The sequence below is a fragment of the Pseudobutyrivibrio ruminis CF1b genome (assembly GCF_000424005.1).
GTDB lineage: Bacteria > Bacillota > Clostridia > Lachnospirales > Lachnospiraceae > Pseudobutyrivibrio > Pseudobutyrivibrio ruminis_C.
On sequence record NZ_AUJB01000013.1, the window covers coordinates 33,391 to 59,944 of the forward strand.

The 26,554-nt window shown below is 41.4% G+C and carries 20 protein-coding genes; 18 read left to right on the forward strand and 2 right to left on the reverse strand.

All coding sequences use genetic code 11. The features are described from left to right. Positions 1-20 precede the first annotated feature (20 nt). The 5 genes from G592_RS0111875 to G592_RS0111895 all read left to right on the forward strand — a co-directional run bounded on the left by G592_RS0111875 (position 21) and on the right by G592_RS0111895 (position 4,849). Positions 21-1,307, forward strand: coding sequence for a dihydroorotase (locus G592_RS0111875; protein ID WP_028248007.1), 1,287 nt, complete (start codon positions 21-23; stop codon positions 1,305-1,307). Continuing rightward, positions 1,288-2,208 (forward strand): orotidine-5'-phosphate decarboxylase, encoded by a 921-nt coding sequence (gene pyrF / locus G592_RS0111880; protein ID WP_028248008.1) that lies wholly within the window; start codon positions 1,288-1,290, stop codon positions 2,206-2,208. Before G592_RS0111875 ends, pyrF begins: the two co-directional genes overlap by 20 nt. Further along, entirely contained in the window at positions 2,208-2,972 is a 765-nt protein-coding gene (locus G592_RS0111885) for a dihydroorotate dehydrogenase electron transfer subunit (RefSeq protein ID WP_028248009.1), read from the forward strand. Before pyrF ends, G592_RS0111885 begins: the two co-directional genes overlap by 1 nt. Further along, a complete protein-coding gene (locus tag G592_RS0111890; RefSeq protein WP_028248010.1) occupies positions 2,972-3,880 on the forward strand; it encodes a dihydroorotate dehydrogenase in 909 nt (302 codons plus the stop codon). Before G592_RS0111885 ends, G592_RS0111890 begins: the two co-directional genes overlap by 1 nt. A 270-nt stretch (positions 3,881-4,150) precedes the next feature. Continuing rightward, positions 4,151-4,849 carry an adaptor protein MecA gene (locus tag G592_RS0111895; protein WP_028248011.1) on the forward strand — a complete coding sequence of 233 codons (699 nt, stop codon included), beginning with the start codon at positions 4,151-4,153 and terminating at the stop codon, positions 4,847-4,849. Positions 4,850-5,176: 327 nt separating this feature from the next. Here G592_RS0111895 and G592_RS17145 read toward each other — a convergent pair whose 3' ends face one another. Further along, positions 5,177-5,881, reverse strand: a complete 705-nt coding sequence (locus G592_RS17145; RefSeq protein WP_051194904.1) for a hypothetical protein — start codon at positions 5,879-5,881, stop codon at positions 5,177-5,179. Between the two features lie 1,196 nt (positions 5,882-7,077). Beyond that, entirely contained in the window at positions 7,078-7,275 is a 198-nt protein-coding gene (locus G592_RS0111910) for a YjfB family protein (protein ID WP_028248012.1), read from the reverse strand. A gap of 307 nt (positions 7,276-7,582) precedes the next feature. Here G592_RS0111910 and G592_RS0111915 point away from each other — a divergent pair, with 307 nt between their 5' ends. The 13 genes from G592_RS0111915 to G592_RS0111975 all read left to right on the forward strand — a co-directional run bounded on the left by G592_RS0111915 (position 7,583) and on the right by G592_RS0111975 (position 26,543). Beyond that, the gene (locus G592_RS0111915) at positions 7,583-8,503 is read left to right on the forward strand and encodes an alpha/beta hydrolase (protein WP_028248013.1); all 921 of its coding nucleotides are present in this window, start codon (positions 7,583-7,585) and stop codon (positions 8,501-8,503) included. A 6-nt stretch (positions 8,504-8,509) separates the two neighbouring features. Beyond that, complete coding sequence (locus tag G592_RS0111920) at positions 8,510-9,757, forward strand: hypothetical protein (RefSeq protein ID WP_028248014.1); 1,248 nt, start codon at positions 8,510-8,512, stop codon at positions 9,755-9,757. Further along, the gene (locus tag G592_RS0111925) at positions 9,757-10,425 is read left to right on the forward strand and encodes a DUF6320 domain-containing protein (protein ID WP_028248015.1); all 669 of its coding nucleotides are present in this window, start codon (positions 9,757-9,759) and stop codon (positions 10,423-10,425) included. The genes G592_RS0111920 and G592_RS0111925 overlap by 1 nt, the downstream gene beginning before the upstream one ends. A gap of 45 nt (positions 10,426-10,470) precedes the next feature. Further along, positions 10,471-13,047 (forward strand): EAL domain-containing protein, encoded by a 2,577-nt coding sequence (locus G592_RS0111930; RefSeq protein WP_028248016.1) that lies wholly within the window; start codon positions 10,471-10,473, stop codon positions 13,045-13,047. A gap of 85 nt (positions 13,048-13,132) precedes the next feature. Then, positions 13,133-13,936 (forward strand): enoyl-CoA hydratase-related protein, encoded by an 804-nt coding sequence (locus G592_RS0111935; RefSeq protein ID WP_028248017.1) that lies wholly within the window; start codon positions 13,133-13,135, stop codon positions 13,934-13,936. A 123-nt stretch (positions 13,937-14,059) separates the two neighbouring features. Then, entirely contained in the window at positions 14,060-14,551 is a 492-nt protein-coding gene (locus G592_RS16470) for a DUF4190 domain-containing protein (RefSeq protein WP_036952854.1), read from the forward strand. Positions 14,552-14,654: 103 nt separating this feature from the next. Then, on the forward strand, positions 14,655-17,813 hold the full coding sequence (gene ileS, locus G592_RS0111945; RefSeq protein WP_028248018.1) for an isoleucine--tRNA ligase: 3,159 nt from the start codon (positions 14,655-14,657) through the stop codon (positions 17,811-17,813). A gap of 22 nt (positions 17,814-17,835) precedes the next feature. Further along, positions 17,836-20,292 (forward strand): glycogen/starch/alpha-glucan phosphorylase, encoded by a 2,457-nt coding sequence (locus G592_RS0111950; protein WP_028248019.1) that lies wholly within the window; start codon positions 17,836-17,838, stop codon positions 20,290-20,292. 15 nt (positions 20,293-20,307) lie between these two features. Continuing rightward, the gene (locus G592_RS17150) at positions 20,308-21,189 is read left to right on the forward strand and encodes a CPBP family intramembrane glutamic endopeptidase (protein WP_051194905.1); all 882 of its coding nucleotides are present in this window, start codon (positions 20,308-20,310) and stop codon (positions 21,187-21,189) included. Between the two features lie 162 nt (positions 21,190-21,351). Then, a complete protein-coding gene (locus tag G592_RS17155) occupies positions 21,352-22,380 on the forward strand; it encodes a hypothetical protein (protein ID WP_051194906.1) in 1,029 nt (342 codons plus the stop codon). Positions 22,381-22,454: 74 nt separating this feature from the next. Then, positions 22,455-23,507 (forward strand): sugar ABC transporter substrate-binding protein, encoded by a 1,053-nt coding sequence (locus G592_RS0111965; RefSeq protein WP_028248020.1) that lies wholly within the window; start codon positions 22,455-22,457, stop codon positions 23,505-23,507. Next, complete coding sequence (locus tag G592_RS0111970) at positions 23,494-24,966, forward strand: sensor histidine kinase (protein WP_028248135.1); 1,473 nt, start codon at positions 23,494-23,496, stop codon at positions 24,964-24,966. Before G592_RS0111965 ends, G592_RS0111970 begins: the two co-directional genes overlap by 14 nt. Beyond that, positions 24,954-26,543 carry a response regulator gene (locus G592_RS0111975; RefSeq protein WP_028248021.1) on the forward strand — a complete coding sequence of 530 codons (1,590 nt, stop codon included), beginning with the start codon at positions 24,954-24,956 and terminating at the stop codon, positions 26,541-26,543. Before G592_RS0111970 ends, G592_RS0111975 begins: the two co-directional genes overlap by 13 nt. Positions 26,544-26,554 lie beyond the last annotated feature (11 nt).

Below are 26,554 nucleotides of genomic sequence, written 5' to 3' on the forward strand. Positions count from 1 at the left end.
TCAAAATCGAGGGAGAATGTATGAGCTTAATTATTAAAAATGGCAGGGTTTTGAACCCACCTACAAATACAGACGAAATATTGGATATAAAGATAGACGGGAACATTATCTCAGCTGTTGAGGCTGAGATTGTTCCCGTCTTTTCTGATAATGTGATTGATGCAGCTGGCTGCTATGTCATGCCTGGCTTCATCGATATGCATGTTCATTTCAGAGATCCAGGACAGACAGCAAAGGAAGATATCGAGACTGGCTCAAAGGCTGCAGCTCGTGGTGGTGTCACTACAGTTCTTGCCATGCCAAACACAAAACCGGTTGTAGACAATCCTGAGTTGGTAAAGTATGTTCACGAAAAGGGCGCAGCTGTTGGCCTTACAAGAGTGCTTCAGGTTGGCTCTGTTACAAAGGGCATGGAAGGCAAGGAGCTTTCTGATTTACAGGGAATGATTGATGCGGGGATCCCTGCAATTTCAGAGGATGGTAAATCTGTTATGGATTCTGGGCTCTATCGCGAGGCCATGAAGATTGTGGCTGAGGCAGATGTGCCAGTGCTTGCTCACTGCGAGGATATCAATCTTGTTCAGGGCGGCGTTATGAACATGGGCGCCAAGTCTGATACAATGGGAGAGAAGGGCATCAGCAACGCTGTGGAGAACATCATCGAGGTTCGCGATATCATGCTGGCAGAGGAGACCGGCGCCACACTTCACTTGTGTCACTGCTCTACAAAGGAGAGCTACGATATTATTAAAGAGGCAAAGGCAAAGGGCATCAAGGTGTCTGGCGAAGTTTGCCCACATCATTTCACACTCACCGAGGATGACATTGTGCCAGGAGATGGCAATTACAAAATGAATCCACCAGTTCGTACAAAAGAGGATAGAGAATCTCTTAGAAGAGGTTTGGCTGAGGGCGTTTTTGAGGTCATTTCTACAGACCATGCCCCACACACTGCCGAGGAGAAAGCTAAGGGTTTTGCTTCGCCATTCGGTATTGTTGGCCTTGAGACCTCTGCAAGTCTTACATTCACAGAGCTTGTTTTATCAGGCCTGATTACACCACTTACAATGGCAGCTTACATGAGCAGCAATCCAGCTCGTATTCTTGGCCGCGACGATTTAGGAAACATCGCACCAGGCAAGGCCGCCGACATCACTATTTTTGACCCTACAATTTCATACGAGATTCACGCTGCTGATTTTGTTGGTAAATCTAAAAATATGCCTTACGAGGGCCGTCAGGTTCAGGGTAAGGTTTTAAAGACAATATATGGAGGTAATGTTGTATATGATTCAGAAGCTAATTAACCAAATCAAGGAAAAGGATGCGCCAATCGTTGTAGGTCTCGATCCTACAATGAAATTAATGCCAAAGAGCTTAGTTGATAAGTACATCAACGAGTACGGCCAGACCTTGGAAGCAGTGGGAGAAGCCATGTTTGACTACAACCGTCAGATTATGGATGCCTGCGCAGATTTAATTCCAGCAGTAAAGCCACAGATTGCCATGTATGAAAGCTATGGCATCCCAGGCATGATTGCATATAAGAAGACAGTTGATTACGCTAAGGAGCTTGGACTCATTGTCATAGCTGACATCAAGCGTGGTGACATTGGTTCCACATCTACTGCATATGCTCTTGGTCACCTTGGCTCAGTTCAGGTAGGGGATTACAAGTATCAGGGCTTTGATGCTGATATGGCTACTGTTAACCCATACCTTGGTTCAGACGGTGTTCAGCCATTCGTTGATGTTTGCAAGGAAGAGGACAAGGGTATCTTCGTACTCTGCAAGACTTCTAATCCTTCATCTGGCGAGTTCCAGGACAGACTCATCGACGGCAGACCTCTTTACGAGCACATGGCCGAGAAGATTGAGGACTGGGGAATGGAGACAAGAGAAGGTTACTATTCAAATGTAGGTGCAGTTGTAGGTGCAACATATCCTGAGCAGGGCGCGAAGCTTCGTAAGCTTATGCCTCACGCATACATCCTTGTTCCAGGCTACGGCGCACAGGGCGGAAGAGGTAAAGACCTTGTACACTTCTTCAACGAAGATGGTCTCGGCGCTATCGTAAATTCCAGCCGTGGAATCATAGCAGCATATCAGCAGGAGAAGTACGCATCATACGGCGAGGCAAACTTTGCAGGTGCCAGCCGTGCAGCAGTAGAGGATATGCTTGAAGATATCAGAGGAGCTTTGAAGTAATGAAGATAAAAGAAAAAGCAGTAGTATTATGGCAGGAGAAACTGGCCGAGGGCGTTTACAGCCTCACACTTGAAACAAGCATTGTTGACCATGCAATTCCAGGCCAGTTCATCAGCATTTTTTCAAATGACGGCAGCAAGCTTTTGCCACGTCCAATCAGCATCTGCGAAATCAACAAAGACTACGGCACACTTCGCGTAGTTTACCGTGTAGTCGGCGCAGGTACAGAGGAGTTTTCTCAGCTTAAGATGGGCGATAAGATTGAGGTCATGGGTCCTCTTGGAAATGGCTTCCCACTTGAGGGTAGAAATGCGATTGTTGTTGGCGGTGGTATCGGCGTGCCTCCAATGCTTGAGCTTGCAAAGCAGCTTCCAGGCACAGTCACAGCTGTCATGGGATATCGCAACAATGATCTTTTCCTTACAGAGGAATTTGAAAAGACAGTGTCAAATCTTTTCATTGCCACAGATGACGGCTCTGTAGGTGTGCACGGTACAGTTGTGGATGCTATGAGAGAAAATGATTTGGTGGCAGACGTAATCTATGCCTGCGGTCCAAAGCCTATGCTTCGCGCAGTGGCAGATTTCGCCTTGGAAAATCAAATCAAATGCTATGTTTCCATGGAAGAGCGCATGGCTTGTGGAGTTGGCGCATGCCTTGGCTGCGTTTGCCAGTCAAAGGAACAGGACGACCACAGTCATGTTAACAATAAGAGGGTTTGTAAGGATGGCCCAGTATTCTTGTCAACGGAGGTGGTACTATAATGAACACAAAGGTTACCATTGCAGGAGTTGATTTTCAGAATCCTATCATGGAGGCTTCAGGCACCTTCGGTTCTGGCATGGAGTACTCAGAATTCGTTGATTTGAATAAGCTTGGCGCTGTTGTTACAAAGGGTGTGGCAAGCGTGCCATGGCCAGGAAATCCAACACCTCGAATCACAGAGGTGCGCTCGGGAATGCTAAATGCAATTGGCCTCCAGAACCCTGGTGTGGAAGTTTTCTGCGAGAGAGATTTAAAATTTCTTGAACAATATAAAAACACAAAAGTTGTGGTTAATGTTTGCGGTCATTCCGCCGAAGAATATATTGAAGTGGTAGAGAGATTGGCAGACGAGTCAAGGGTTGATATGTTGGAAATCAACATCTCTTGTCCGAACGTAAAAGAGGGCGGTATCGCCTTTGGACAGGACCCTAAAGCCGTTGAGGAAATCACTCGTTTAGTCAAGGCTCGCGCTAAACAGCCAATCGTTATGAAGCTTTCGCCAAACGTTACCGACATTAAGGTTATGGCTAAGGCAGCAGAGGCCGGTGGCGCAGATGCTATTTCACTTATCAATACTCTTACAGGAATGAAAATCGATGTAGAACGTCAGAACTTTGTTCTCGCGAATAAGACCGGTGGTATGTCAGGCCCGGCAGTTCATCCAATTGCAGTTAGAATGGTTTATGAATGTGCAAACGCAGTATCAATTCCAATCATCGGAATGGGTGGAATCACCACCTGGGAAGATGCAGTAGAAATGATGCTGGCAGGTGCTACAGCTGTCTCTGTTGGCACAGCAAATTTCTTTAATCCAACAGCTACTTTGGATATTCTTTCAGGCATTGAAGACTACATGGTTCGCAAGAATATTGAGGACATCAATTCAATCATAGGTATTGTTAAGTAGGGAGGTAAGTCAGAAAGTCCAGCTATAATCTGTCTGTGAAAAATGGTAAATTAAACATAGGGGTCTGCTTGTGAAAATTTTGGTAATGTACAATGTATAGATAATTGTGTCGTAGTTCACGGATTGTGTTGCAATTCACCGAATGTTCAGACAATATACTCAGAATTATCCGTGACACATCTAAATCTATTTGCTACACTTTAGATACACTCACACAAAAATTATCTTATATATAACGGTTTTACTTAGATTTTGAAAGGAGGGGAGCTGATGAAGTTCAAGAAGATAGGTGAGGACAAAATTCGTTGCGTCATCACCAAAGAAGAAATGGAACAGAACGGCATGGAGCTTGGAGATTTCGTCAGTGACCAGGAAAAGACCCAAAGCTTTATCAGGGATATATTAGCAGAAGCGTGTGAGACCCTCGGAATCGAGACTCACGCTAAAGCATATAGCGTACAGATGACAGTTATGCCTCAGGGTGATGTAGCATTACTCATATCCCCAGATTCAAGTTCAGGACTTGCAACGGCTATTGAAGAATTAAAGAAACATCTTACAGGTTTGCAGGAGACATTATCTACCACCAAAAAGGAGCAGGCAGTCTCAGGCAGCACAGCAGATGTACCAGTACAGCCAGTTAATAAACTCAGAGATGACAAGGATGAAATCACATCCCAGTATCTGGATACCCCATTGTGGGCAATCCTTCCTGATTTGGATGCATCCATTGAACTTTGCAGACACATTCCAAAGTTCGACGGCATTCAGAGTGTGCTCTACCGCTATGGCGACGACTACTATGTAAAGCTCAACTTCGAGTTGACCCGCCGCCAGATCTCAGCAGTTATTCTTGTTATTGCAGAGTACGCCACCCAGATGTTCACTGAAAGCTTCGACGGAGCATTCCTTTTAGAACACGGCGACGTGATCTGCGAAGACTGTGTAAATGTACTGTCACAGATTTAATTAAATAGAAATACCAGGGCTACCTCATGTGAGGTAGCCCTTTTTGGGTGAGTATCTTTTATCTAAGCCTTTTTGGGTGAGTATCTTTTATCTAAGCCTTTTTGGAGAACATCTTTTGAGGTCTTTACCTTTTTGTGTATTGCTTGTCTCGTTTTTGTCAAAACACCCTTGTTCAGGCTGCATTCATTCATTGCCCTTTGACACAATTAGGTGTTTTAACATGTTATTTTGTCAAAAGGAAGCTTTTGAGCCCGCGTACTTCCGTTGGTCATTGACAAAAAAATCTCTGCTGGATGCGCCTAATAACCCCACCATAATATCCTAGCTCTATATATGCATCTGAACCAAAGCGGCTTCTGCATCCTTATATGTGAATGGGTGCTCGCTTGATTCAAATGTTAGTATAAGATTTTTTCCAGCAATAAGCCCATGCTCTTGAAAGGTTTTTATTTTAGCTAAAGCATTCTTGCTGTAATTATAGTCATCCATTTTTCCAAAATGCTCCCAGTAAAATAGCTGCTTTGTGATAGGATGAAGAATAGTGAAATCTGGATAAAATGTCACATTACCTATGACTAATTCACATTCATATCTATAGGGAATATTATGTTGAGAAAGAACAATATCTATTAGTTGCTCAGATTTTGATCTAACCCTATTTCCAGATGGACAAACGTATGTTAAATGTTCAGCATATTTAGGATTAGATATAAATTTTTCGGTCATCCAATCATGATAGTTATCATTATTGCATGTAGTAGAAGATAGAAGCTGCGAATAACCTGATTGTGTTAGAAATTGTTCAAGTGCCAATTCTTTCTCTTCAATATCTTCATAATACATTTGCAGGAATTTATATTCCGCTAATAAATATGAATTTTTTAATGAAAGATATTTTTTCCTGGAGAGTTCCTGCGCTAAATCTTTTTTTGACTTGTCAAGAAAAGTTGTTTTACCATCTTTTGAGTAGTACCACCTATAGTATTTACCATTTGGATATATTCGAAGTTCTCCTTCAGGAAGGCTGGACAATTCGCTGTTTATTTCGTTAAGCTCTTTTTTTATATTATTTATTCTGTTACTAATATATTCTTTGATAGTGATTTCTCCTTTGTATAGAAATTGTTAATTATTTTGTTGTAGTTAAATTGGAAAATTGAATTTGAAAATCATTATATTTAAATGTAAAAGTATTGCATTCATAAAAACATGGACTAAAAATTTATAAGGTTCAGCTTATTATGCGAAATACTTTGAAATAATATGAGGTAATAGAGATTATTTAATTTGTTTAAGATGTATACATAGTGTCAATATAGATTCTTGTTTTATCAGAAAATCAAGAACCAGGGTTGGACCAATATTTTATGAAAGAAAATATTGCCTGGCTAAAGTCAGATTCTTGTGGGACTTTTCATTATGATGCCCACATGAAGTCATAGCATTGAACTAGTGGTTATTATATAAATTATTTTGAAAAAAGACTTAAATTTTATAACATTAATAGCTTGTAATGTCAATCTATAAATATATTTTTGAATCATTGTCAAAGACCGACGGAGATATGCGGGCTGAGGAAGGTGTATTGACAAAATGAAGAGAAAAAAGTGTGATTTTGTCAAAATTCAACGAAACCAAGCGGCCTGCCGAGGTGCTTTTGACAAAAATCAATGTAAATGTCCTGATCTTTGTCAAAGGCCAACGAAACCAAGCGGTCTTCCGAGGTGCTTTTGACAAAAAACCAATGTAAATGCTCTGATCTTTGTCAAAGGCTAACGAAAATAAGCAGTTTGCATAGGTGTCTTTGACAAAATCCTATGCAAAGTAAAGAGGACGCCGGCGAAGGGACCAAAAGGCATCCTTGCAAAGCAAGGAACTTTTGAGTCCTAGTAAGCGGAGCTTACATCAAGCCAAGGAGACAAAGACAATAAAGTTTAGATAAAAGTAAAGAGGACGCCGGCGGGGCGTCCTCTTCAAAAAGGGAGAATAATGTTATGAAAAAAATGGTTCATCGCTTCTGTCTTGCGATGTAATTATAATACTAAGTTAGTTTGAAGGAACAATGGAAAATATGTGAATAAAATTGTAAAAGAAAAAGATAATTTGTGAATTGCTTACCACCTTATATTTAAGCAGGGAATAGGTTAAAAAATTTAACTTTTGGGCATGAAAAAAGGACCTAAACGGTAGGCCCTTTTCATATCGTAAAACCCAAATACATTTATAACTCATATGCGCATATCAATCATGGTACCAGAAGTAGGATAGACCAGACTTTCAAGTGATGGTGCATTCATATCAATGCCTTCAGTTAAAAGCTGCGCCTGTCCCTCCATGACATCTAATGTCTTACCAAGCATTGCTGTCCCCACAGCTGAAAGTAGCTTGTTCTGACTTAAACTCATAGAAAGCTCTGATATATCCATAATTAGCGCCTCCCCTAAAAAAGACTATGCTTTTTCAACTACTCTAGAATTCTACCATTACTTGTTCACAAATTGGTGCCAAACTGTGTCTAAATTGTGAACAAACTGTGAATTATGGATATTTTGGCACTTTAGATAGAAAAAGCCCTTTGTTTTTGTATGACGTGTTGATAATTAGATTAGATAACCCTTGATGGATATTGAAATATTCATATTTTTTTCATCCTTGTTTCATATTTTACATATTTAAAAATCAGTCTAGAATTACTATAATAAGCTTATATCAGTATGATTTCATGGAGATGCTATGGCCTTATTAAACTTGAATCTTAGTGACCCTCTTATGAAGGCGCTGAAAGCAGTAAATTCAATAGCCGGAAAATCGCTGACAGAAGAAGATTTGCGCAAACAGCGTTCGGCCATGGAACTGGCTGGAAGGCTGGCGGCTCCAACTGGGGGCGTAAGCCTGAAACCATTCAAGGTTGGAAAGATTCCATGTGAGTGGGTGACGCCTGATCTGGCACACAATCCACAGTACGTGATTCTATATGCCCATGGAGGTGGATATACCTGTGGTGGCTTGGCATATGCCAGAATATTGGCAGCAAAGCTTGCAGTGTCCACAGGTTTTTCAGTGGTTTCCTTTGAGTATAGACTTGCTCCAGAAAACAAATTTCCGGCTGCCTTAGAGGACGGCGAAGAAGTCTGGAATTATCTGATTGATCAGGGCTATAAAAATGACCGGATTATTTTGGCAGGTGATTCTGCCGGTGGCAATTTAATGGTATGCCTTACCCAAAGGATTTTGCAGGAGGGCAAAGAGCCACCAAGAATGTTGTTGCTGTTTAGTCCATGGACTGATATGACAGCAAAATCAAAATCATATCAACAGTATGATGGCAAGGATCCAATCCTCACAAAGCACTATGTAGAATCAGTGAGGGATGCAGTAATTGGAGAGGACGCCGAACCATCAGACCCTATATATTCACCATTGTTTGGTGAGTTTCAGCATTTCCCACCTACTCTGGTGCAGTGTGGGAAAACAGAAATCCTCTATGAGGACAGCGCCTCTCTTGTGAAGCAGATTCAGAAGGCAGGAGGCAAAGCAAAGCTGGACGTAGAAAAGGATGGATGGCATGTGTATCAGCAAATGCCATTGCCTGTGGCTGGCCGCGCGATGAAACGTCTCGCGGACTACGTCTCAGAGGAAATTTATAAGGATTGAAGATAAATGAGTAGAGAAAATTGGTACAAAGTCGACAATGTCGCCAAGGTTTTTTTGGCCACTGCCGCAAAACGAGATACACGAACCCTTAGAGTCAGTTGTACTCTTTGGGAAGACATAGACCCAGAGCTTTTACAGCAGGCAGTGGAGTCAGCTATTCAGCTTCGACCACAGTTTAATGTGCGAGTTCGCCGAGGTATTTTTTGGCACTACATGGAGGACACAGACCTTCAGCCAGTAGTAGAAAAGGAGCATGGACGTGTTTGCCCATCTCTTTATCACCCAGGCAGAATGATGCTGCACTATAAGGTGACTTACTATCACAAGAGAATTAATCTTGATTTGTTCCATGCTATTTCAGATGGAACAGGTGCATTAGAGTTTTTAAACATTATTGTTTTTGATTATTTGAAGCTTAAATATCCTGATGAGCTTGAAGAGCTAAATATTCATTCAGGCGCTTCATATGATGATTTGAATCAGGACAGTTATAGACAGTTTTTTGGAAACTTGTCCTTGAAATCATCGGCATTAAAGGTGGCTTATCACCCAAGCGGATTGAAGCTTCCATATGATCAACTTCAGTTTTTTGAGATTCAGGTGCCAACAGATGATATCCTTCCAAAGGCTAAAAATATCGGAGTTGGAATGACCAGCTATATTGGCGCAAAGCTTATGCTTGCTATCAAGGATGATATGCCTCCACGTAAAAAGCATATGCCAATCAATGTGTCTATGCCTGTAAATCTAAGAAATTACTATCCAAGTCAGACTTCACGTAATTTCTTCAACAATGTAAATGTTGCCCATGTTTTCGATGAGGAGATTTCCTTTGAGGATTTGGCAAAGGAATTTGATGCCAAGCTTAAGGAAAACCTTACAGAGGAAAACATTAAAAAACAGATGGATAACTTTGAGACTATGGAATACTTTATTCCAGTTAGAGCGGTGCCACTGTTCATTAAGCAGATGGTTGTTCGCTATGGCTCAAAGATTATGGATAAAAAGGTGTCAGTTGTTCTTTCAAATCTTGGAGTGCAGCGTCCTCCAGAGGAGATTATTCCAAAGATTAGAAACTATAATGGTTTCTGTAGCTCATCAAATCTCTTTGTAGTTATGAGTAGCTACAACGGTAAGATGACCCTTGGAATCAGCTCACCATATTCAAATACAAAGGTAGTAAAAAGCTTCGTTAGAGGCCTCAGTGAGGATGGCATGAAGGTTACTGCTTATGCGACGGAGGTGATTCGCTAATGAAGAATTGTCCATATTGTAAGATTGATGTTGGAGGAAATTTAAAGAAATGTCCATTGTGCCAGAGCCGTCTGGTAGGCGAGGATGAGGAAAAATATTTCCCAACACAGTTAAAATTAAAGTTCCAGTCATTTTTCTTCAAGCTGCAACTGTTCATTGTTTGGATAGTGATTATATCAGCGCTTTGGCTGGATTACATATTCAAGCTTCCATTCGGAAAATACGGTGGATTCCATTGGAGCCTTTTGGTGCTGATGTGGTTATTTGCCTTCGAGTTCAGTATCATCCATGTATTTAAAAAGGGAATGGATGCCTCCAGGATTATGTCCATAGTAGTGGTAATTGTAATGGCTATGGTGAGTGTTACTGCTTATTATTTTGGTTACCTGCTTTTCGTTTTGCAATGGGTTATTCCTATCATGGTTATGTGCACAATTGTTGCCAACTTTGTGCTGTGCATGGTGGATAAAAGTGGTAACGCGATGGTATATCTGTTGACAGATTTACTTGTGGGAATTATTCCATACTTTGTTTGCATAACATTAAAGAAGGATTGTCCAATCGAGTGGATGATTTGCTTACTTGTTAGTTTCATTATTTTTGTGGGAGCAATAATTTTCAAAGGGAGAGAAGTTGTTGGCGAGATTCAGCGCAGGCTGAGCGTATAGCAAGTTTTGCAGCAGTGGTAGTGCGACCTTACGGAGGTTATTTGCATGAATACCGGAGATAGAATACCTGATAAGAGGAAATATTTATTAGAGAACTTTGGAAGGGCAATGCAGGAGGGCTGGCTGGAGGTTTACTATCAGCCGATTATCCGTGGTTCTAGTGGTAGAGTATGTGGTGAGGAAGCTTTAGTGCGCTGGGACGACCCTATGCTTGGCGTGCTTAATCCAGCTGAGTTTATTCCTATCCTTGAGTCTGTCAATTTGATTGACAGATTGGACCTTTACGTTCTAGAACAGGTTATTGCAAAGCTTGAAAAGTTCGAGAAAATTGGATTATACAGAGTGGTTCATTCTGTAAATTTCTCTCAGATAGATTTCTTCTCATCAGATATTGTTTCCGAGGTGAAGCAGCGACTGGAAGGTACATCTGTGCCCCCTTCATTGATTGCTATTGATATCATTGAAAGTGCCTGTGGAACGAGAAACGAGACAGTATTATCAAAATTGCAGGAATTTCATGAGCTGGGTTTTCAGATTTGGATGGACGATTATGGAAATGGTGATTTAGCGCCTATTCTTCTTCAGCAGATTCATTTTGATTTGCTGAAAATTAACATGAGTCTGGTTAGCCAATTGCGATTTAATAAAGGTGCTAGAGTAGTTTCAACAGAGCTTGTAAGAATGGCTATGGGACTTGGAATTGAGGTGGCAGCAGAGGGAGTTGAAGCAGAGGAGGAAGTAGAATTTTTAAGTGAGATTGGCTGTGCCAAGCTTCAGGGATTCTATTTCTGTAAGCCAGTTTCATTAGCAGAGCTTCTCGATAGATATGATAAGGGTATTCAGATAGGTTTTGAAAATCCTGATGAGCGCGAGTATTATTCGACAGTAGGTCATGTCAGCCTTTATGATTTGTCCTTTACAAGTAATGAGGAAAATGGATTTATAGATTATTTTGATACACTTCCGATGGCTATTTTGCAGGTAAATTCTGAGGAAATTTCTCTCCTTCGCTGCAACGGTAATTTTAGAAAATTCTGCTATGCGAATTTTACTGATCAAAGGGGCGTATCCACCTATTATTTCAAAAGCTCGGAAAATTTTGTGGGATTATATGCCATGAATGCTGTACGTCAGTGCGGAGTAGATGGAAAACGAGTTATTGTAGACGAGCGTACTAAAAATGGCAAAATGGTCCAGATACTTGTAGACAAAATTTCTCAGAATCCTGTTACAGGTATGTCCGCTGTTGCTGTTGTAGTCTTGTCTGTTACCGATATTCCTAATTCAAGCGAAGATTTGACCTACAATTATATCGCAAGAGCTCTGGCAGAAGATTACATAAAGCTATATTTTGTAGATATGGAAAAGGATGAATTTGTAGAATATGTTTCTGATGGAAAAAATCGAGATGTATCAGTTGTAGACCGTGGTACTAACTATTTTGACCAGCCTGAACTAGAGAAATACAAATTCGTTTACAAGGAAGATAGACCACGATTTATAGATTCCTTTACAAAGGAAAATGTTATACGTGACTTAAATCAGTACGGCAAGTACACACTTACCTACAGAACAGTTATGGATGGAAAGCCTACTTATGTAAACTTGAAGGCTGTTCGTGTAAGAACAGATAACAGGCATATTATCATAGGTATTAGTAATGTTGATGCTCATACACGTGAGCAGGAGGCTTTCCAGAGAATTAAAGAAGAACGTATAACCTTCAATAGAATAGCAGCTCTTTCCAGTGATTTCATTAATATATATAGTGTTGATCCTGAGACGGGATTCTATGAAATTTTTAAGATGAATCCTGAAAATATGCTATATGAGTTGGAGCCAGAGGGTAAGGATTTCTTCAAAGAAAGTAGAGATAGACTTAAGGAAATTGTTTACGAAGAAGATGTTGATGCTCTTATGAAAGTGTTCACTAAGGAACATATTTTGGAGTCTATCAAACAACGTGGATTATTTACATACACCTGCAGAATTAAGAGGATAAAAGGTGGTTTAAGATATGTAACCATGAAAACTGCCCTTGTAGAAGAGTTGGATGGTCCACAGCTTATTTTTGGTCTTATTGACGTTGATGAGCAGGTTCGAAAGGAAAAAGAATTCGCTGAAAAGGTTTCTGAAGCCGAGGATAAGGCTATTCGAGATGAACTGACAGGTGTTAAGAATAAGCATGCTTACGCAATTGCCGAGGAAGAATTTAATGTAAAAATTGAAGCAGGAAAAGCATCTGAGTTTGCTATAGTAGTTTGTGATTTGAATGGTCTTAAGGACGTTAACGATAACTTTGGGCATCAGACCGGTGATGAATTTATTAGAGCGGGCTGTAAAATTATCTGTACTGTATTTGCCCACAGTCCTGTTTACCGAGTCGGTGGCGATGAGTTTGTGGTAATAGCTCAGGGTGCTGATTATGGAAATATAGATAAGCTTCTTGAAAACTTAGAAAAGGTTAATGTCCGTAATAAAAAGAAAAAAGAAGTTACTATAGCTGTTGGCGTATCCAAGTTTGATGGACAAAGTGAAATGAGTGAGATTTTCGATGATGCTGATGCCAAGATGTACCTGAATAAAAAGCGTATGAAAAAAGGTGAGCCAACACATCATTAAAGTGATTGACAAAGTTTTAACAATACACTATGATAGTAAACAGTAGAAAATAATTGGGGCGAACCCAGCATAGGAGGATTTTGTGATGAGCGAATTCAACAATTTAAAGCTTGAGGTTGCAGACGAGATTGCCGTACTTACAATTTCACGTCCAGCAGCACTTAATGCACTTAACAGCGAGACTCTTGATGAGTTAAACGTTGCACTTACAGAGATCGAGGCTAGAGACGACGTAAAGGTTCTTATTCTTACAGGTGGTCCTGATAAGAAGGATAACGCATTTAAGTCATTTGTTGCTGGTGCTGATATTTCTGAGATGGTTAACTTTACAGCAGCTGAGGCACGTGCTTTCGGTATGAGAGCATCAGTTCCTTTCTTCAAGCTTATGAACATGAGACAGGTTACAATCTGTGCAGTTAACGGATTTGCTCTTGGTGGCGGTTGCGAGATTTCTATGGCTTGTGATATCCGTATCGCTTCTGAGAATGCTACATTTGGTCAGCCAGAGTGTGGTCTTGGTATCATTCCTGGTTTCGGTGGTACACAGAGACTTGCTCGTCTCGTAGGTATGGGACGTGCTAAGGAGCTTATCTTCACATGCGATTCTATCGATGCTAACGAGGCATACAGAATCGGTCTTGTAAACAAGGTTGTTCCATGTGAGGAGCTTATGGATACAGCTAAGGCTATGGCTAAGAAGATTGCTTCTAAGGGAAGCTATGCAGTATCTATCGCTAAGGCAGCTATCAACAACGGATACGATATGGATATCAAGAATGCAGTAGAGATGGAGGCTAACCTCTTCGGAATTACATGTTCTACACATGATAAGGCTGAAGGAATGGGTGCTTTCCTTGAGAGAAGAGCTGCAAACCTTACAGATTTCTAATTTATCGCAATTTTGACCCCTCGCAAGAGGGGTCTTTTTTTGCGCCCTTCTCTTGATAAAAAATACGTAAACAGTTAGAATATTTAAGATTAGGTGAAATATATTTATTTTTAAGGAGAATTCATGGGATACGACTACTATTACACCGATGATGTGGAAAGAGAAATTAAGAATCTTCAGAATGGTGATGCACCAGCAAACTACGGTCTTGCTATAGCTTCACTTATACTGGGTGCAGTTTCATTAGTATTTTTCTTGTTTCTTTTAAATATTATTTCAGCAATTATTGCAATTATCATGGGCTTCATTTTCATTGGAAGCACAAAGGCTGGTGCAAAGGGCAGAGAGCTAGCTATTGGAGGTATTATCACAGCTGTTCTTTCTATTGTTTTATGCATAGGAAGCTATGTGGTGATTTTCCAGAACGCTGACAACATCAGCAAGATGTTTGAAAATGAGCTTCAGAATGGCGATTCTCCATTTTATTACTATGAGTACAATGGGGAAGATCCAGATATTTTCAGGGATTTTGATGATATAGAGGATTTCTACAATTTTGATGGAAATTCAGATGATTTTGAAGACTTCCTTAAAGAAAAGGATGACACACTTTAATTTGGATGAAAGCGTGAAGGCCTAACCATCCTTCATTCTTTACATATAATAATAAGGATTAGGTGACGAGAAAGCCTAGTCTCACAGAAAGGAATTACTTTATATGTACAACAAAGTAGACGCAAGTTTAAATTTCGTTGAGCGCGAAAAGCAGGTGCTCAAGTTCTGGAACGAGAATGACATCTTCCAGAAGTCAATGGATTCAAGAAAAGAGGGGGAGACTTACACATTCTATGATGGCCCTCCAACAGCAAACGGCAAGCCTCACATCGGTCATGTTGAGACTCGTGCCATTAAGGACATGATTCCTAGATACCAGACAATGAAGGGCAAGTTCGTTCCTCGTAAGGCTGGTTGGGATACACATGGTCTTCCAGTAGAGCTTGAAGTTGAGAAGCTTCTTGGTCTTAACGGAAAAGAGCAGATTGAAGAATACGGTATGGAGCCTTTCATTAAGCAGTGTAAGGAATCCGTATGGAAATACAAGGGTATGTGGGAGGATTTCTCTGGAACAGTTGGTTTCTGGGCAGATATGGACAATCCTTACATCACATATGATGACAATTTCATCGAGTCTGAGTGGTGGGCACTTAAGACAATCTGGGACAAGAAGCTCCTTTACAAGGGATTCAAAATCGTTCCTTATTGCCCTCGTTGTGGTACTCCACTTTCAGCACAGGAGGTTGCTCAGGGCTACAAGACAGTTAAGGAGCGCTCAGCAATCGCTCGCTTCAAGATTAAGGGAGAGGATGCTTATTTCCTCGCATGGACAACAACACCATGGACACTTCCATCAAACCTTGCACTTTGCGTAAATCCAGTTGAGACTTACATCAGAGTAAAGGCAGCTGATGGTTATACATACATTCTCGCAGAGGCACTTGCTGATAAGGTTCTTGGCAAGCTGGCTTCGGAAGAAGGCGAGAAGGCTTACGAAGTTCTTGAGACTTACAAGGGAACAGACCTTGAGTACAAGGAATACGAGCCACTTTTCGAGTGCGCTGGCATTGCAGCTGAGAAGCAGCACAAGAAGGCACACTTCGTAGTATGCGATGATTACGTTACTATGTCAGATGGTACTGGTATCGTTCATATTGCTCCTGCATTTGGTGAGGACGATGCTAAGGTTGGCCGTAAGTACGACCTTCCATTCGTTCAGTTCGTAGACGGTAAGGGTGAGCTTACAGAAGAGACACCATACGCTGGTCAGTTCGTTAAGGATGCAGATCCAAACGTACTTAAGGACCTTGATGCTAAGGGACAGCTCTTCGAGGCACCTAAGTTCGAGCACGAGTATCCACACTGCTGGAGATGCGACACTCCACTTATCTACTACGCTAGAGAATCATGGTTCATCAAGATGACTGAGGTTAAGGATGACCTGATTAAGAATAATAACACTGTAAACTGGATTCCAGATTCAATCGGTAAGGGACGTTTCGGTGATTGGCTTGAGAACGTTCAGGACTGGGGTATCTCACGTAACCGTTACTGGGGAACTCCACTTAACATCTGGGAGTGTCCAGACTGTGGTAAGCAGATTTCAATCGGCAGCCGCAAGGAGTTAGCAGAGCTTTCAGGCCGTGCCGATGCAGAGACAATCGAGCTTCATCGTCCATACATCGATGAGGTTACATGCACATGTCCTGAGTGTAAGGGCACAATGAAGCGTGTTCCTGAGGTTATTGACTGCTGGTTCGATTCAGGTGCTATGCCATTCGCTCAGCATCACTATCCATTCGAGAATAAGGAAGTATTTGAGCAGCAGTTCCCTGCTAAGTTCATTTCAGAGGCTGTTGACCAGACTCGTGGTTGGTTCTACTCGTTGATGGCTGAATCAACACTACTTTTCAACAAGGCTCCTTACGAGAACGTAATCGTACTTGGTCACGTTCAGGATGAGAATGGACAGAAGATGTCTAAGTCAAAGGGCAACGCTGTAGATCCATTCGATGCACTTGAGAAGATGGGTGCAGATGCTATCAGATGGTACTTCTACACCTCATCAGCTCCTTGGATTCCAAAGAGATTTGGTGAGAACGCTGTTATGGAAGGCCAGAGAAAGTTCCTTGGAACACTTTGGAATACATACGCTTTCTATATTCTTTATGCAAACATTGACGAGTTTGATCCTACAAAGTACGAGCTTGATTTCAGCAAGCTTGCAGTTATGGATAAGTGGATTCTTTCTCGTTTGAATTCAGCAATCAAGGCTGTTGATGAGAACCTTGGCGCTTACAAGATTCCTGAGGCAGCACGTGCACTTGATGAGTTCGTTGACGATATGTCAAACTGGTACGTTCGTCGTTGCCGTGACAGATTCTGGGCAAAGGGAATGGAGCAGGATAAGATCAATGCTTACATGACTCTTTACACATGCCTTAAGGATATCGCACTTGCAGCAGCACCAATGATTCCTTTCATGACAGAGGAAATCTACCAGAACATGGTTTGCTCAGTAGATAAGACAGCTCCAGAGTCTATCCACCTTTGCGACTTCCCAGTTGTAAACGAGCAGTTCATTGACAAGAAGCTTGAGGAAGATATGGACGAGCTTCTCAAAATCGTAGTTCACGGTCGTGCATGTAGAAATACAGCAAATATCAAGAACCGTCAGCCAATCGGTCAGATGTACATCAAGGCTGAGCATGAGCTTGATGAGATGTATGTTTCTATCATTGAGGATGAGCTTAATGTTAAGAAGGCTACATTTACAGATGATGTTTCAGCATTCACATCATACAGCTTCAAGCCACAGCTTCGTACAGTAGGACCTAAGTACGGTAAGTTCCTTGGTGGCATCCAGAAGGCACTTTCTAGCCTTGATGGAAACGCAGCTTATGCAGAGCTTAAGGCTAATGGAGTTCTCAGACTTCCAGAGGTTGATGCTTCTATCGAGCTTGCAGAGGAAGATTTACTTATCTCTATGGCTCAGACAGAGGGCTTCGTAGCAGACGGTGACAACTACGTTACAGTAGTTCTCGATACAAACCTTACAGAGGAGCTCCTTGAGGAAGGTTTCGTTCGTGAAATCGTATCTAAGATTCAGACAATGCGTAAGGAAGCAGATTTCGAGGTAATGGACAGAATCACAGTTTCTTACGAATCATCTGATAAAATAAATGACGTGTTTAAGAGAAATATGGACACTATCGCTGGTGAAGTACTTGCAGACTCTATCGTTACAGGTGCTACAGGCGACCACGTAAAAGAGTGGAATATAAATGGTGAGAAGGTAACGTTAGCAGTAACTAAAAACTAATCGTATAGGGGGTTTTTAGAGTATGAAGAGACAGATGCCAAGCACTAAAGAGCTTGAACGCGAGATCAGAGACCGTGTTAAGTCTATGTTCCGAAAGGATTTTGAGGAGGCCACCAAAGAAGAGATTTACCGCGCTTGCGCCGAAGTTGTAAATGACGTGGTAATCGACAACTGGCTCACTACCCAGAAGGAATTTACCAAGCAGGATCCTAAGTGTGTTTACTACATGTCAATGGAGTTCCTGATTGGACGACTTCTCGGTAACAACATGATTAACATGCGAGGCTACACAGAGGTTATGGATGCTCTTGCTAATCTTGGAGTAGATATAAACCTTATCGAGGACCAGGAGCCAGATCCAGCACTTGGAAATGGTGGTCTTGGTCGTCTTGCAGCCTGCTTCCTGGATTCACTTGCTACATTGCAGTATCCAGCATATGGCTGTGGTATCAGATATCACTATGGTATGTTCAAGCAGAAGATTGAGGATGGATATCAGCGGGAGGTTCCAGATGACTGGCTCCAGACCCGTTATCCATTCGAGCTTGAGCGTTCAGAGTATGAGTTCGAAGTTAAGTTTGGCGGTTGGGTACGCTATGAAAACCAGCCTGATGGTACTACTAAATATATTCATGAGGGTTACAACTCTGTATTAGCCACACCATACGATATGCCAATCACTGGCTTTGATAATGGTATGGTAAACACTCTTATGATTTGGGATGCTAAGCCAAAGGAAGTATTCAGACTTGCATCCTTTGAGCGTGGCGACTACAACAAGGCTGTTGAGGACATGAATTTGGCCCGCAACCTTACAGAGGTTCTTTATCCTAATGACAATCACATTCAGGGTAAGGAGCTTAGATTAAAGCAGCAGTACTTCTTTGTATCTGCATCTCTTCAGCGAGCAATCGCAAAGTATTTACGTTATCACAATGATATTATGCGTCTGCCAGAGAAGGTGGTATTCCAGATGAATGATACCCACCCAACACTGACAGTTGCTGAGCTTATGCGTCTTTTGATGGACGAGCATGGTCTTGGTTGGGACGATGCCTGGGAGGTTACTACTCATTGTGTAGCCTATACAAATCACACCATCATGGCAGAGGCTCTTGAGAAATGGCCAGAGGATATTTTCAAAGGTCTGTTACCACGTATTTACATGATTGTTGAGGAAATCAACCGTCGTTTCTGCGAGGAAATCAGAGCTAAGTTCCCTGGTGATGATGAAAAGGTTCACCGCATGGCAATCCTTGCTGATGGTCAGGTAAAAATGGCTCATATGGCTATTTGCGCCAGCTTCTCAGTAAATGGTGTTGCTGCTCTTCATACAGAAATCTTGAAGAACGTTTCTCTTCATGATTTCTATGAGATGTATCCTGAAAAATTCAACAACAAGACCAACGGTATTACTCAGCGTAGATTCTTGATGCATGGTAATTACAAGCTATCTGACTGGGTTATCAAGAAGATTGGTCGTGGTTGGATTACAGATCTTTCTCAGATGGAGAAGCTTACTATACTTCTTGATGATAAGAAATCACTTCAGCAGTTTATGGATATTAAGCTGGAGAACAAGAAGCGACTTGCAAAATATATCTTTGACCATAATGGTATAGCAGTTGACCCTAACTCAATTTTTGATGTTCAGGTTAAGAGACTCCATGAGTACAAGCGTCAGCTTCTCAATATTTTGCATGTAATGTATCTGTATAATCAGATTAAAGAGGACCCAGAGATGGATTTCTATCCAACGACATTTATCTTTGGCGCAAAGGCATCTGCAGGTTATGAGAACGCTAAGCTTATTATTAAGCTTATCAACAATGTAGGTGCAGTAATTAATAATGATAAATCTATAGATAATAAGCTTAAGGTTGTATTTATCGAGGATTACCGAGTTTCCAATGCAGAGTGGATTTTTGCAGCAGCAGATGTTTCTGAGCAGATTTCTACAGCATCAAAGGAAGCTTCAGGTACAGGTAATATGAAGTTTATGCTTAATGGTGCTGTTACTATCGGTACTATGGACGGTGCTAATGTGGAGATGTACCAGGAGCTTGGCGGGGAGAATATTTTCATCTTCGGAATGAGCTCTGACGAGGTTATTGCTCACGAGCAGAATCGTGACTACAACCCTGTTGATGAGATGAACAAGAATCCTCATATTCAGAAGGTTCTGTCTCAGCTCGTTAATGGCAACTACAGCATAGACAATCCAGAACTTTTCAGACCTATCTACAATTCACTTCTTAATACAGAGTGTACAGAGAGAGCTGATACATACTTCGTTCTTAAGGATTTCGCATCTTACTGTGAGGCTCACGAGAAGATTCAGGAAGCTTATAAGGACAGAGATAAGTGGGCTAGAATGGCCCTTTCAAATGTTGCTCATGTTGGTAAGTTCTCTTCAGACAGAACTATCCAGGAATATGTAGATGATATTTGGCATCTGGATAAGCTTGAGCTTAAATAATATTGGAGACAAATAATGAATCAGAATAATACTGACAGAAGATATATTCCATGGATTTTTCTGCCAACCATTTTTGCAATTTTAATTCAGACAGCCGCATCTATCATAGCTCTTGAGTTTTACATAGTTGCAGAGATGAGCACCTATAAGGGTGATGACTACATAAGCTTCATGGTCCAGGTGATTAATGATTATTCCACCGGAGACGGTACGGCATGGACATCTATAATCTATGCAGCGGTTACAGCATCAGTGGCCTTTTGGGTGTATAAGAAATATTGCAGAGAAGGAAAGCTTTCTTGGCTTACAGGCAAATCCAATAATTTACCACTTACAATCTGTGGAATTTTGCTTTTCTCATGTGGAATGCAGTATGTGACTTTATACCTTATGAATGCATTGGCTTCATCATTCCCTTCATGGCTGGAGGAATACGAGGAACTCATGGAGTCAGCAGGAATCAGTACTACCATGACACCCTTGATGATCGTTTATGCAATCATTTTAGGCCCTGTTTGTGAGGAGCTTATATTCAGAGGAATTACTTTCCATGCAGCAAGAAAAGCCATGCCAGTATATTATGCTATTCTGGTTCAGGCTATTATGTTTGGCGCTTTCCATATGAACAAGCTTCAGGGAATATACGCCTTTGTTTTAGGCTTGGGTTTAGGCTACATAATGTACCTTTACGACAGCCTTGTTATTACAATTATTATTCATATTCTGTTTAATTTTATCGGTACCATTGGTTCAGAATTCATGCCATCAGGAGGAGACTCTATCCTGTCATTCTTCCTTTGCACATTGGCATCACTGGTGGTTTCATACGGAGCCATTCTTTTGCTGAAAAAGACATCGGCAGTGGTTAATAATAACACCGAATCAACCGATATATAATTACACGGACGAGTATCATAGAGACCAGGAAGGCCCATAGGTTTTCCTGGTCTTTCTTTTGTTTCAGGTATCAGTGCCACCTGAAATAAAAGAGTCTATGAGGGCAGAAAAGGGACTTTCTTCTTTTTAACGCTATTTGGTTTTTACGAAGGAGGAAAGCGGATGGTAATTAACAATTCAGAGGTTTCTATGGCCTCAACCACTAGTTACACTAGTGGAATGCGTCTGACTGTTCAGTCAGAGACAAAACCCGTCTTTAATCTGAAGGAGATTACCCTTTTAGGGGATGAGCTTCAGGCAGATGAAACTGAAAAGGAGGAAAAGACTGAGGCTGTCGATAACAACAATGAAATCAAAATCGACAGTACAAGCAAGCTAAGGCTTAAGACCATCGAGTATCTTTTGAAGATGTTTATGCTTGGAAGATATTTTGATGAGGACAGTGCCTTTGGACAAATGCTGAGAGAAACATTTGGTTCTATGGATGAGCTTGGGGACATGTCTACTGGGGAAACTGGAGCACTGTTTATCCAGACTACTTCAGTATCTTACGAGCGGTGGGAGAGTCAGAGTGTAGAGTATTCATCTACAGGAACAGCTGTCACAGCAGATGGACGGAAGCTGAATTTTAACTACAGCTTTGCATTGTCAGATTCATTTGTAGAGAAGTATGAAACTGTAACTACAGCAATCAGAAACTGCGTGGATCCACTGGTAATCAATCTGGATGACTGTCCAACATCGATAGCTGACCAGACCTTCTTCTTCGATTTAGACGGGGATGGAGAAGAGGATGAGATTCATAATCTTGGCAAGGGCTCAGGCTTTTTGGCGCTGGATAAAGATGATGATGGATTCATCAAAAATGGCCTGGAGCTGTTTGGCGCAAGAACAGGAGATGGTTTTAGCGAACTTGAGGATTTTGATGAAGATGGCAATGGCTGGATCGATGAGAATGATCCTGTATTTACAAAGCTTCGAATCATGACCATCAATGAGAAAGGAGAGCAGGAGCTATATGGACTGAAGGAGTCTGATGTAGGAGCTATTTTCCTTGGCCGACTAGACACCCAGTTCATCCACCGAACAGAAAATTATGACGCCACCGGAGTTACCCGCAAATCCGGAATGTTCCTTCATGAAAGTGATGGTCATGCAAGTGGCGTGCAACACGTTGATTTTATGACTTAGTTTATTTATAATATTTTAAGTTAGCAAATAACAAAGAAATATTTGGGGGTTATTTGCGGGAGAAGTAATGTATTATGAAATTAGGCGGGAACAAAATTAAATTAAAGAGCAACAGTGCACTTGTCATTGCGGCAGGTTGTACTGTTGCTTTTATGTTTTTAACCACCATTATTAGCTTCGTTTTGTTCCATCAGCGTATGCGCGAGGCCAATAATCTTCTCAAGGAAGCCAAGTACAGCCAGTACGATTCCTATGTGGTTCTCATTGCCTCTAATGATAAAAGTGATTTCTGGCAGAACGTGTATCAGTCGGCCAGCGAGTATGGTATAGAACATGGCGTCTATGTGGATATGATTTCTGATAATGTAGATGTCAATTACAGTAAGACCGAGCTTTTAGAGATGGCTATTGAATCAGGCTGTGATGGAATCATGCTTGAGGGAGATGATGAACCAGAGACTCTCGACCTTCTTACAAAGGCATATTCTGCCCATATCCCAGTTATTACTTTGGAGACTGACATTGCCTCTGAGAGCCGTGTCAGCTTTGTAGGTGTGAACAATTACACTATTGCAAACCTTTATGCTGATGCTATCAAGAAAAATCTTGTGAAACAGAAGCACGTGATGGTAATCGCCAACAACACCTATGATGACAATACTCTTAATACATTCGTTAACAACATTCAGGGGGCTTTTTCCGATGAGGAACTTCCAAACGGACCTCTTGAATTTGAAATTAGAAGAATCGAAAGCAATGATGCTTTCGCAACAGAAGAATACATTCAGAATCTGTTCCAGAAGAATGAGATTAAGCCAGTGGTAATCTGCCTAGATGAGCTTTCTACTGAGAGCTTCTATCAGGCCATGATTGATTACAACAAGGTTGGTCAGATTTTGCTTTTTGGAAACTATGAGTCTCAGTCTATTTATACTGGAATCAAGCAGGGGGTTATCAAAAGCACAGTTACAATGAATGCTTCAAGCATGGGACAGGCTGCAGCAAAAGCTTTTGTTGAGTATAGACAGACGGGCCATGTTTCTGATTATGTCAATGTTGAGCCGGAGATTATTGATGGCACAAACATTGAGGATTATCTGAAGGAGGTGGAAAATGCAAACCATTAGATCACTCTCCTTAAGAAAAAAGATGATTATCGTATTCTGTCTGCCTATTATTTTGCTGTTTATGGTAAACATTGTTTTGTACATGGGTACCGACAGAATGCTTACTTCATTGGATGAAGTATATGCCAGCAACAATTCCCTTAACGAGCTGACAGGTGCGTTGGATGGACTTCAGGGTGCTACTATGGTCTACCTTGGAACCAAGACCAGTAACGCTCTCGAGGAATACTATATTGCTGAGCAGAACTACAGGGATTTACTTAGAGATTTAGATGACAATAACGATGTAAATGAAAGCCGCGTGCTTGAGCGCAACATCCTTAAGATGTCGGCAAATTACCTTGAGCTTACCAATCATGCAGTGGAAAGTAAGCGTGGTGGTAATGTTGAAAAGTATAAGAGCTACTACGAGGAAGCCACAAGAACCTACGGCTATATCGATTCAAATATCACAAGCCTGAACAATCAGCAGTTCATCAACAACTCAAAATCATACAGCACAATGATGTCTGCCTTGCAGACTCTTGAAGAGCTGAATATTTTGACACTGATTATTATCGGCGTAGCTAACCTGTCCTTCGTAGTTTTGATTGCCTCTACAATCACAAGTCCACTTGTAAAGCTGGCTCAGGCTGCAAACAGAGTGTCTGATGGTGATTTTGATGTGGCACTTCCAGCGGTAATCAATAACGATGAGGTAGGTGTTGTGACTCGTGCCTTCAACAAGATGGTAGTTTCACTGAAGGCCTATATCACCAAGCTTACCGAGTCTATGGAGACAGAGCGAAAGCTTAAGGAAAATGAGCTGATTATGGCAAATCATATTAAGGATGCGGAGCTGAAATATCTTCAGTCTCAGATTAATCCGCATTTCCTTTTTAATACTTTAAATGCAGGCGCACAGCTTGCCATGATGGAAGGGGCAGACCGCACCAGCGAGTATATGCATAACGTAGCCAATTTCTTTCGTTACAACATCAAGAAAAATAAAGATGCTGTTACTTTGAAGGAAGAAATCGAGCTTGTAGATATCTATATTTACATCATCAATGTTCGTTTCGCAGGAGAGATTCAGTTTGAAAAGCAGATTGATGAAAGTCTTCTGGATGTAAAAATACCTAGTATGATACTTCAGCCTATTGTTGAAAACAGTATCAACTATGGTGTCAGAAACATTGAATGGAAGAAGAAAATCAGCCTTTCTGTATACGAATTAGGGGATTATATCTGCGTCAGCATCAAGGACAACGGAATCGGAATGAGCAGTGAGACAATCACCAAGATTCTCGAGGGCAGCTACGAAGGCAATCCAGAGAAAACAGATTCAAACGGAGTGGGCCTTGCCAACTGCATCGAACGTCTGAACATCTTCTATGAGAGAGATGATGTGCTGGATATTATTTCGGAAGGTGAAAATAAGGGAACGGAGACAATATTGTATTTGCCATGTATAAAGTAATGTTAGCAGACGACGAGGGAATCGTCATCGACTCCCTCAAATTCATAATTGAAAAAGAGTTTGGTAGCGGATGTGAAATCCGCGTTGCCAAAACGGGCCGCCAGGTTATTGAGCTTGCAGAAGAGTTCCAGCCGGACATCGCCTTTATGGATATCCAAATGCCAGGTATCAACGGCATCGAAGCCATGCGCGAAATCCGTCGTACTAATAAGCATGTGGTGTTTATTGTAATGACAGCTTACGACAAGTTTGATTACGCCAAGGAAGCCATTTCTTTAGGTGTTTTGGATTATCTCAACAAGCCTGTGAGCCGTGAGGCTATCATCGATATCCTCCAGAAAGCCATGGGAAGAATCGATGGCGAGCGCACAAAGCGCAGCAACGATTTAAAGGTTCGCGAGAAGCTGGAGATAGTTGTTCCTATTATAGAAAATGGTCTTATTCAGGATCTTCTTTTTAAAGAGTACTTCAAAGAGGATATTGATAACTACAAGACTCTTCTTGGTATCGACTGTGATTACGGCTACATGGCATGCATGACCTTTGGTCGCGAGCTTGTGGGCAACTACATGACCAGTGCTGTTGCTGCATCTATCCAGGCCCAGAAATCCTACAAGGAAATTCACACTATCACAGATGATTATATCAGGGGAATTATGGGAAATGTTATGTCCAACAAAATCCCAATTCTCATTCCATGCCACAACGACACTCTTTCATATAATGAGAGAAATGAGATTGTGGAAAACGCCAGAGCTCTTTGCAGAAAGCTGGCAGACCGCTTTGATATGGACTTCAGAGTGGGCTTCGGTTCTGTAAAGCCACTTGAAAGAATGTGCGAATCCTACGAGGAAGCAAACTCAGTGTTGATAAGTAACACCAGCCACGTAGCTCATGTGGATGACATGCCTGTTGCCTGTCAGTACGAGGAAAATTATCCAATGGATTTGGAGAAGCGACTTTTCGATGAGATTAATCTTGGAAATGTCAGCGAATCTGTATCCATTGCCCAGACCTTCTTCGACTGGATGGAAAGTACATATGCAAATGATAACGACAGTGTTCGTCTGAAGTGTCTTGAGTTTGTTCTTTGGGCAGAGCATCTTGCATATGAAAAGACAGGTCGTATGTACGAATTTAAAAGCAGGGCAAATTATCTTTCAGAACTTATGAGTTTAAGTGGTTTGGCAGATGAGAAAATCTGGTTTACAGAAAAGATTAAGGATGCAGCCTTCTGGGTATCAAACAAACATGAAGAGCAATCCATGAGTGCTGTAAATCAGGCAAAGCAGTATATAGATGAGAATTATATGAAGGAACTTACTCTGGATGATGTATCAAGAGTGGTTAACATCAGTTCATATTATTTTTCAAAGGTATTCAAGGAAGAAACGGGAGAGAACTTCATTGATTACCTTACCAAGCTTAGAATTGAGGCAGCTAAAAAGTTGCTTAAGACTACAAATAAGTCTATGAAAGAGATTTCTGCAGAAGTTGGTTATTCAGATCCAAATTACTTCTCACGAAATTTCAAGAAGTATACAGGCAAGACACCTACGGACTACGCCCGTGGATAATTGCTATAGAG

Bases quoted from the DNA above. Each gene is read 5' to 3' on its own strand.
- G592_RS0111970 (WP_028248135.1), top strand. From the start codon at position 23,494: ATGCAAACCATTAGATCACTCTCCTTAAGAAAAAAGATGATTATCGTA.
- G592_RS0111895 (WP_028248011.1), top strand. From the start codon at position 4,151: ATGAAGTTCAAGAAGATAGGTGAGGACAAAATTCGTTGCGTCATCACC.
- G592_RS0111975 (WP_028248021.1), top strand. From the start codon at position 24,954: ATGTATAAAGTAATGTTAGCAGACGACGAGGGAATCGTCATCGACTCC.
- G592_RS0111965 (WP_028248020.1), top strand. From the start codon at position 22,455: ATGAAATTAGGCGGGAACAAAATTAAATTAAAGAGCAACAGTGCACTT.
- G592_RS17155 (WP_051194906.1), top strand. From the start codon at position 21,352: ATGGTAATTAACAATTCAGAGGTTTCTATGGCCTCAACCACTAGTTAC.
- G592_RS0111950 (WP_028248019.1), top strand. From the start codon at position 17,836: ATGAAGAGACAGATGCCAAGCACTAAAGAGCTTGAACGCGAGATCAGA.
- G592_RS0111885 (WP_028248009.1), top strand. From the start codon at position 2,208: ATGAAGATAAAAGAAAAAGCAGTAGTATTATGGCAGGAGAAACTGGCC.
- G592_RS0111875 (WP_028248007.1), top strand. From the start codon at position 21: ATGAGCTTAATTATTAAAAATGGCAGGGTTTTGAACCCACCTACAAAT.
- pyrF (WP_028248008.1), top strand. From the start codon at position 1,288: ATGATTCAGAAGCTAATTAACCAAATCAAGGAAAAGGATGCGCCAATC.
- ileS (WP_028248018.1), top strand. From the start codon at position 14,655: ATGTACAACAAAGTAGACGCAAGTTTAAATTTCGTTGAGCGCGAAAAG.
- G592_RS17150 (WP_051194905.1), top strand. From the start codon at position 20,308: ATGAATCAGAATAATACTGACAGAAGATATATTCCATGGATTTTTCTG.
- G592_RS0111930 (WP_028248016.1), top strand. From the start codon at position 10,471: ATGAATACCGGAGATAGAATACCTGATAAGAGGAAATATTTATTAGAG.
- G592_RS0111920 (WP_028248014.1), top strand. From the start codon at position 8,510: ATGAGTAGAGAAAATTGGTACAAAGTCGACAATGTCGCCAAGGTTTTT.
- G592_RS0111935 (WP_028248017.1), top strand. From the start codon at position 13,133: ATGAGCGAATTCAACAATTTAAAGCTTGAGGTTGCAGACGAGATTGCC.
- G592_RS0111910 (WP_028248012.1), bottom strand. From the start codon at position 7,275: ATGGATATATCAGAGCTTTCTATGAGTTTAAGTCAGAACAAGCTACTT.
- G592_RS16470 (WP_036952854.1), top strand. From the start codon at position 14,060: ATGGGATACGACTACTATTACACCGATGATGTGGAAAGAGAAATTAAG.
- G592_RS0111925 (WP_028248015.1), top strand. From the start codon at position 9,757: ATGAAGAATTGTCCATATTGTAAGATTGATGTTGGAGGAAATTTAAAG.
- G592_RS0111915 (WP_028248013.1), top strand. From the start codon at position 7,583: ATGGCCTTATTAAACTTGAATCTTAGTGACCCTCTTATGAAGGCGCTG.
- G592_RS0111890 (WP_028248010.1), top strand. From the start codon at position 2,972: ATGAACACAAAGGTTACCATTGCAGGAGTTGATTTTCAGAATCCTATC.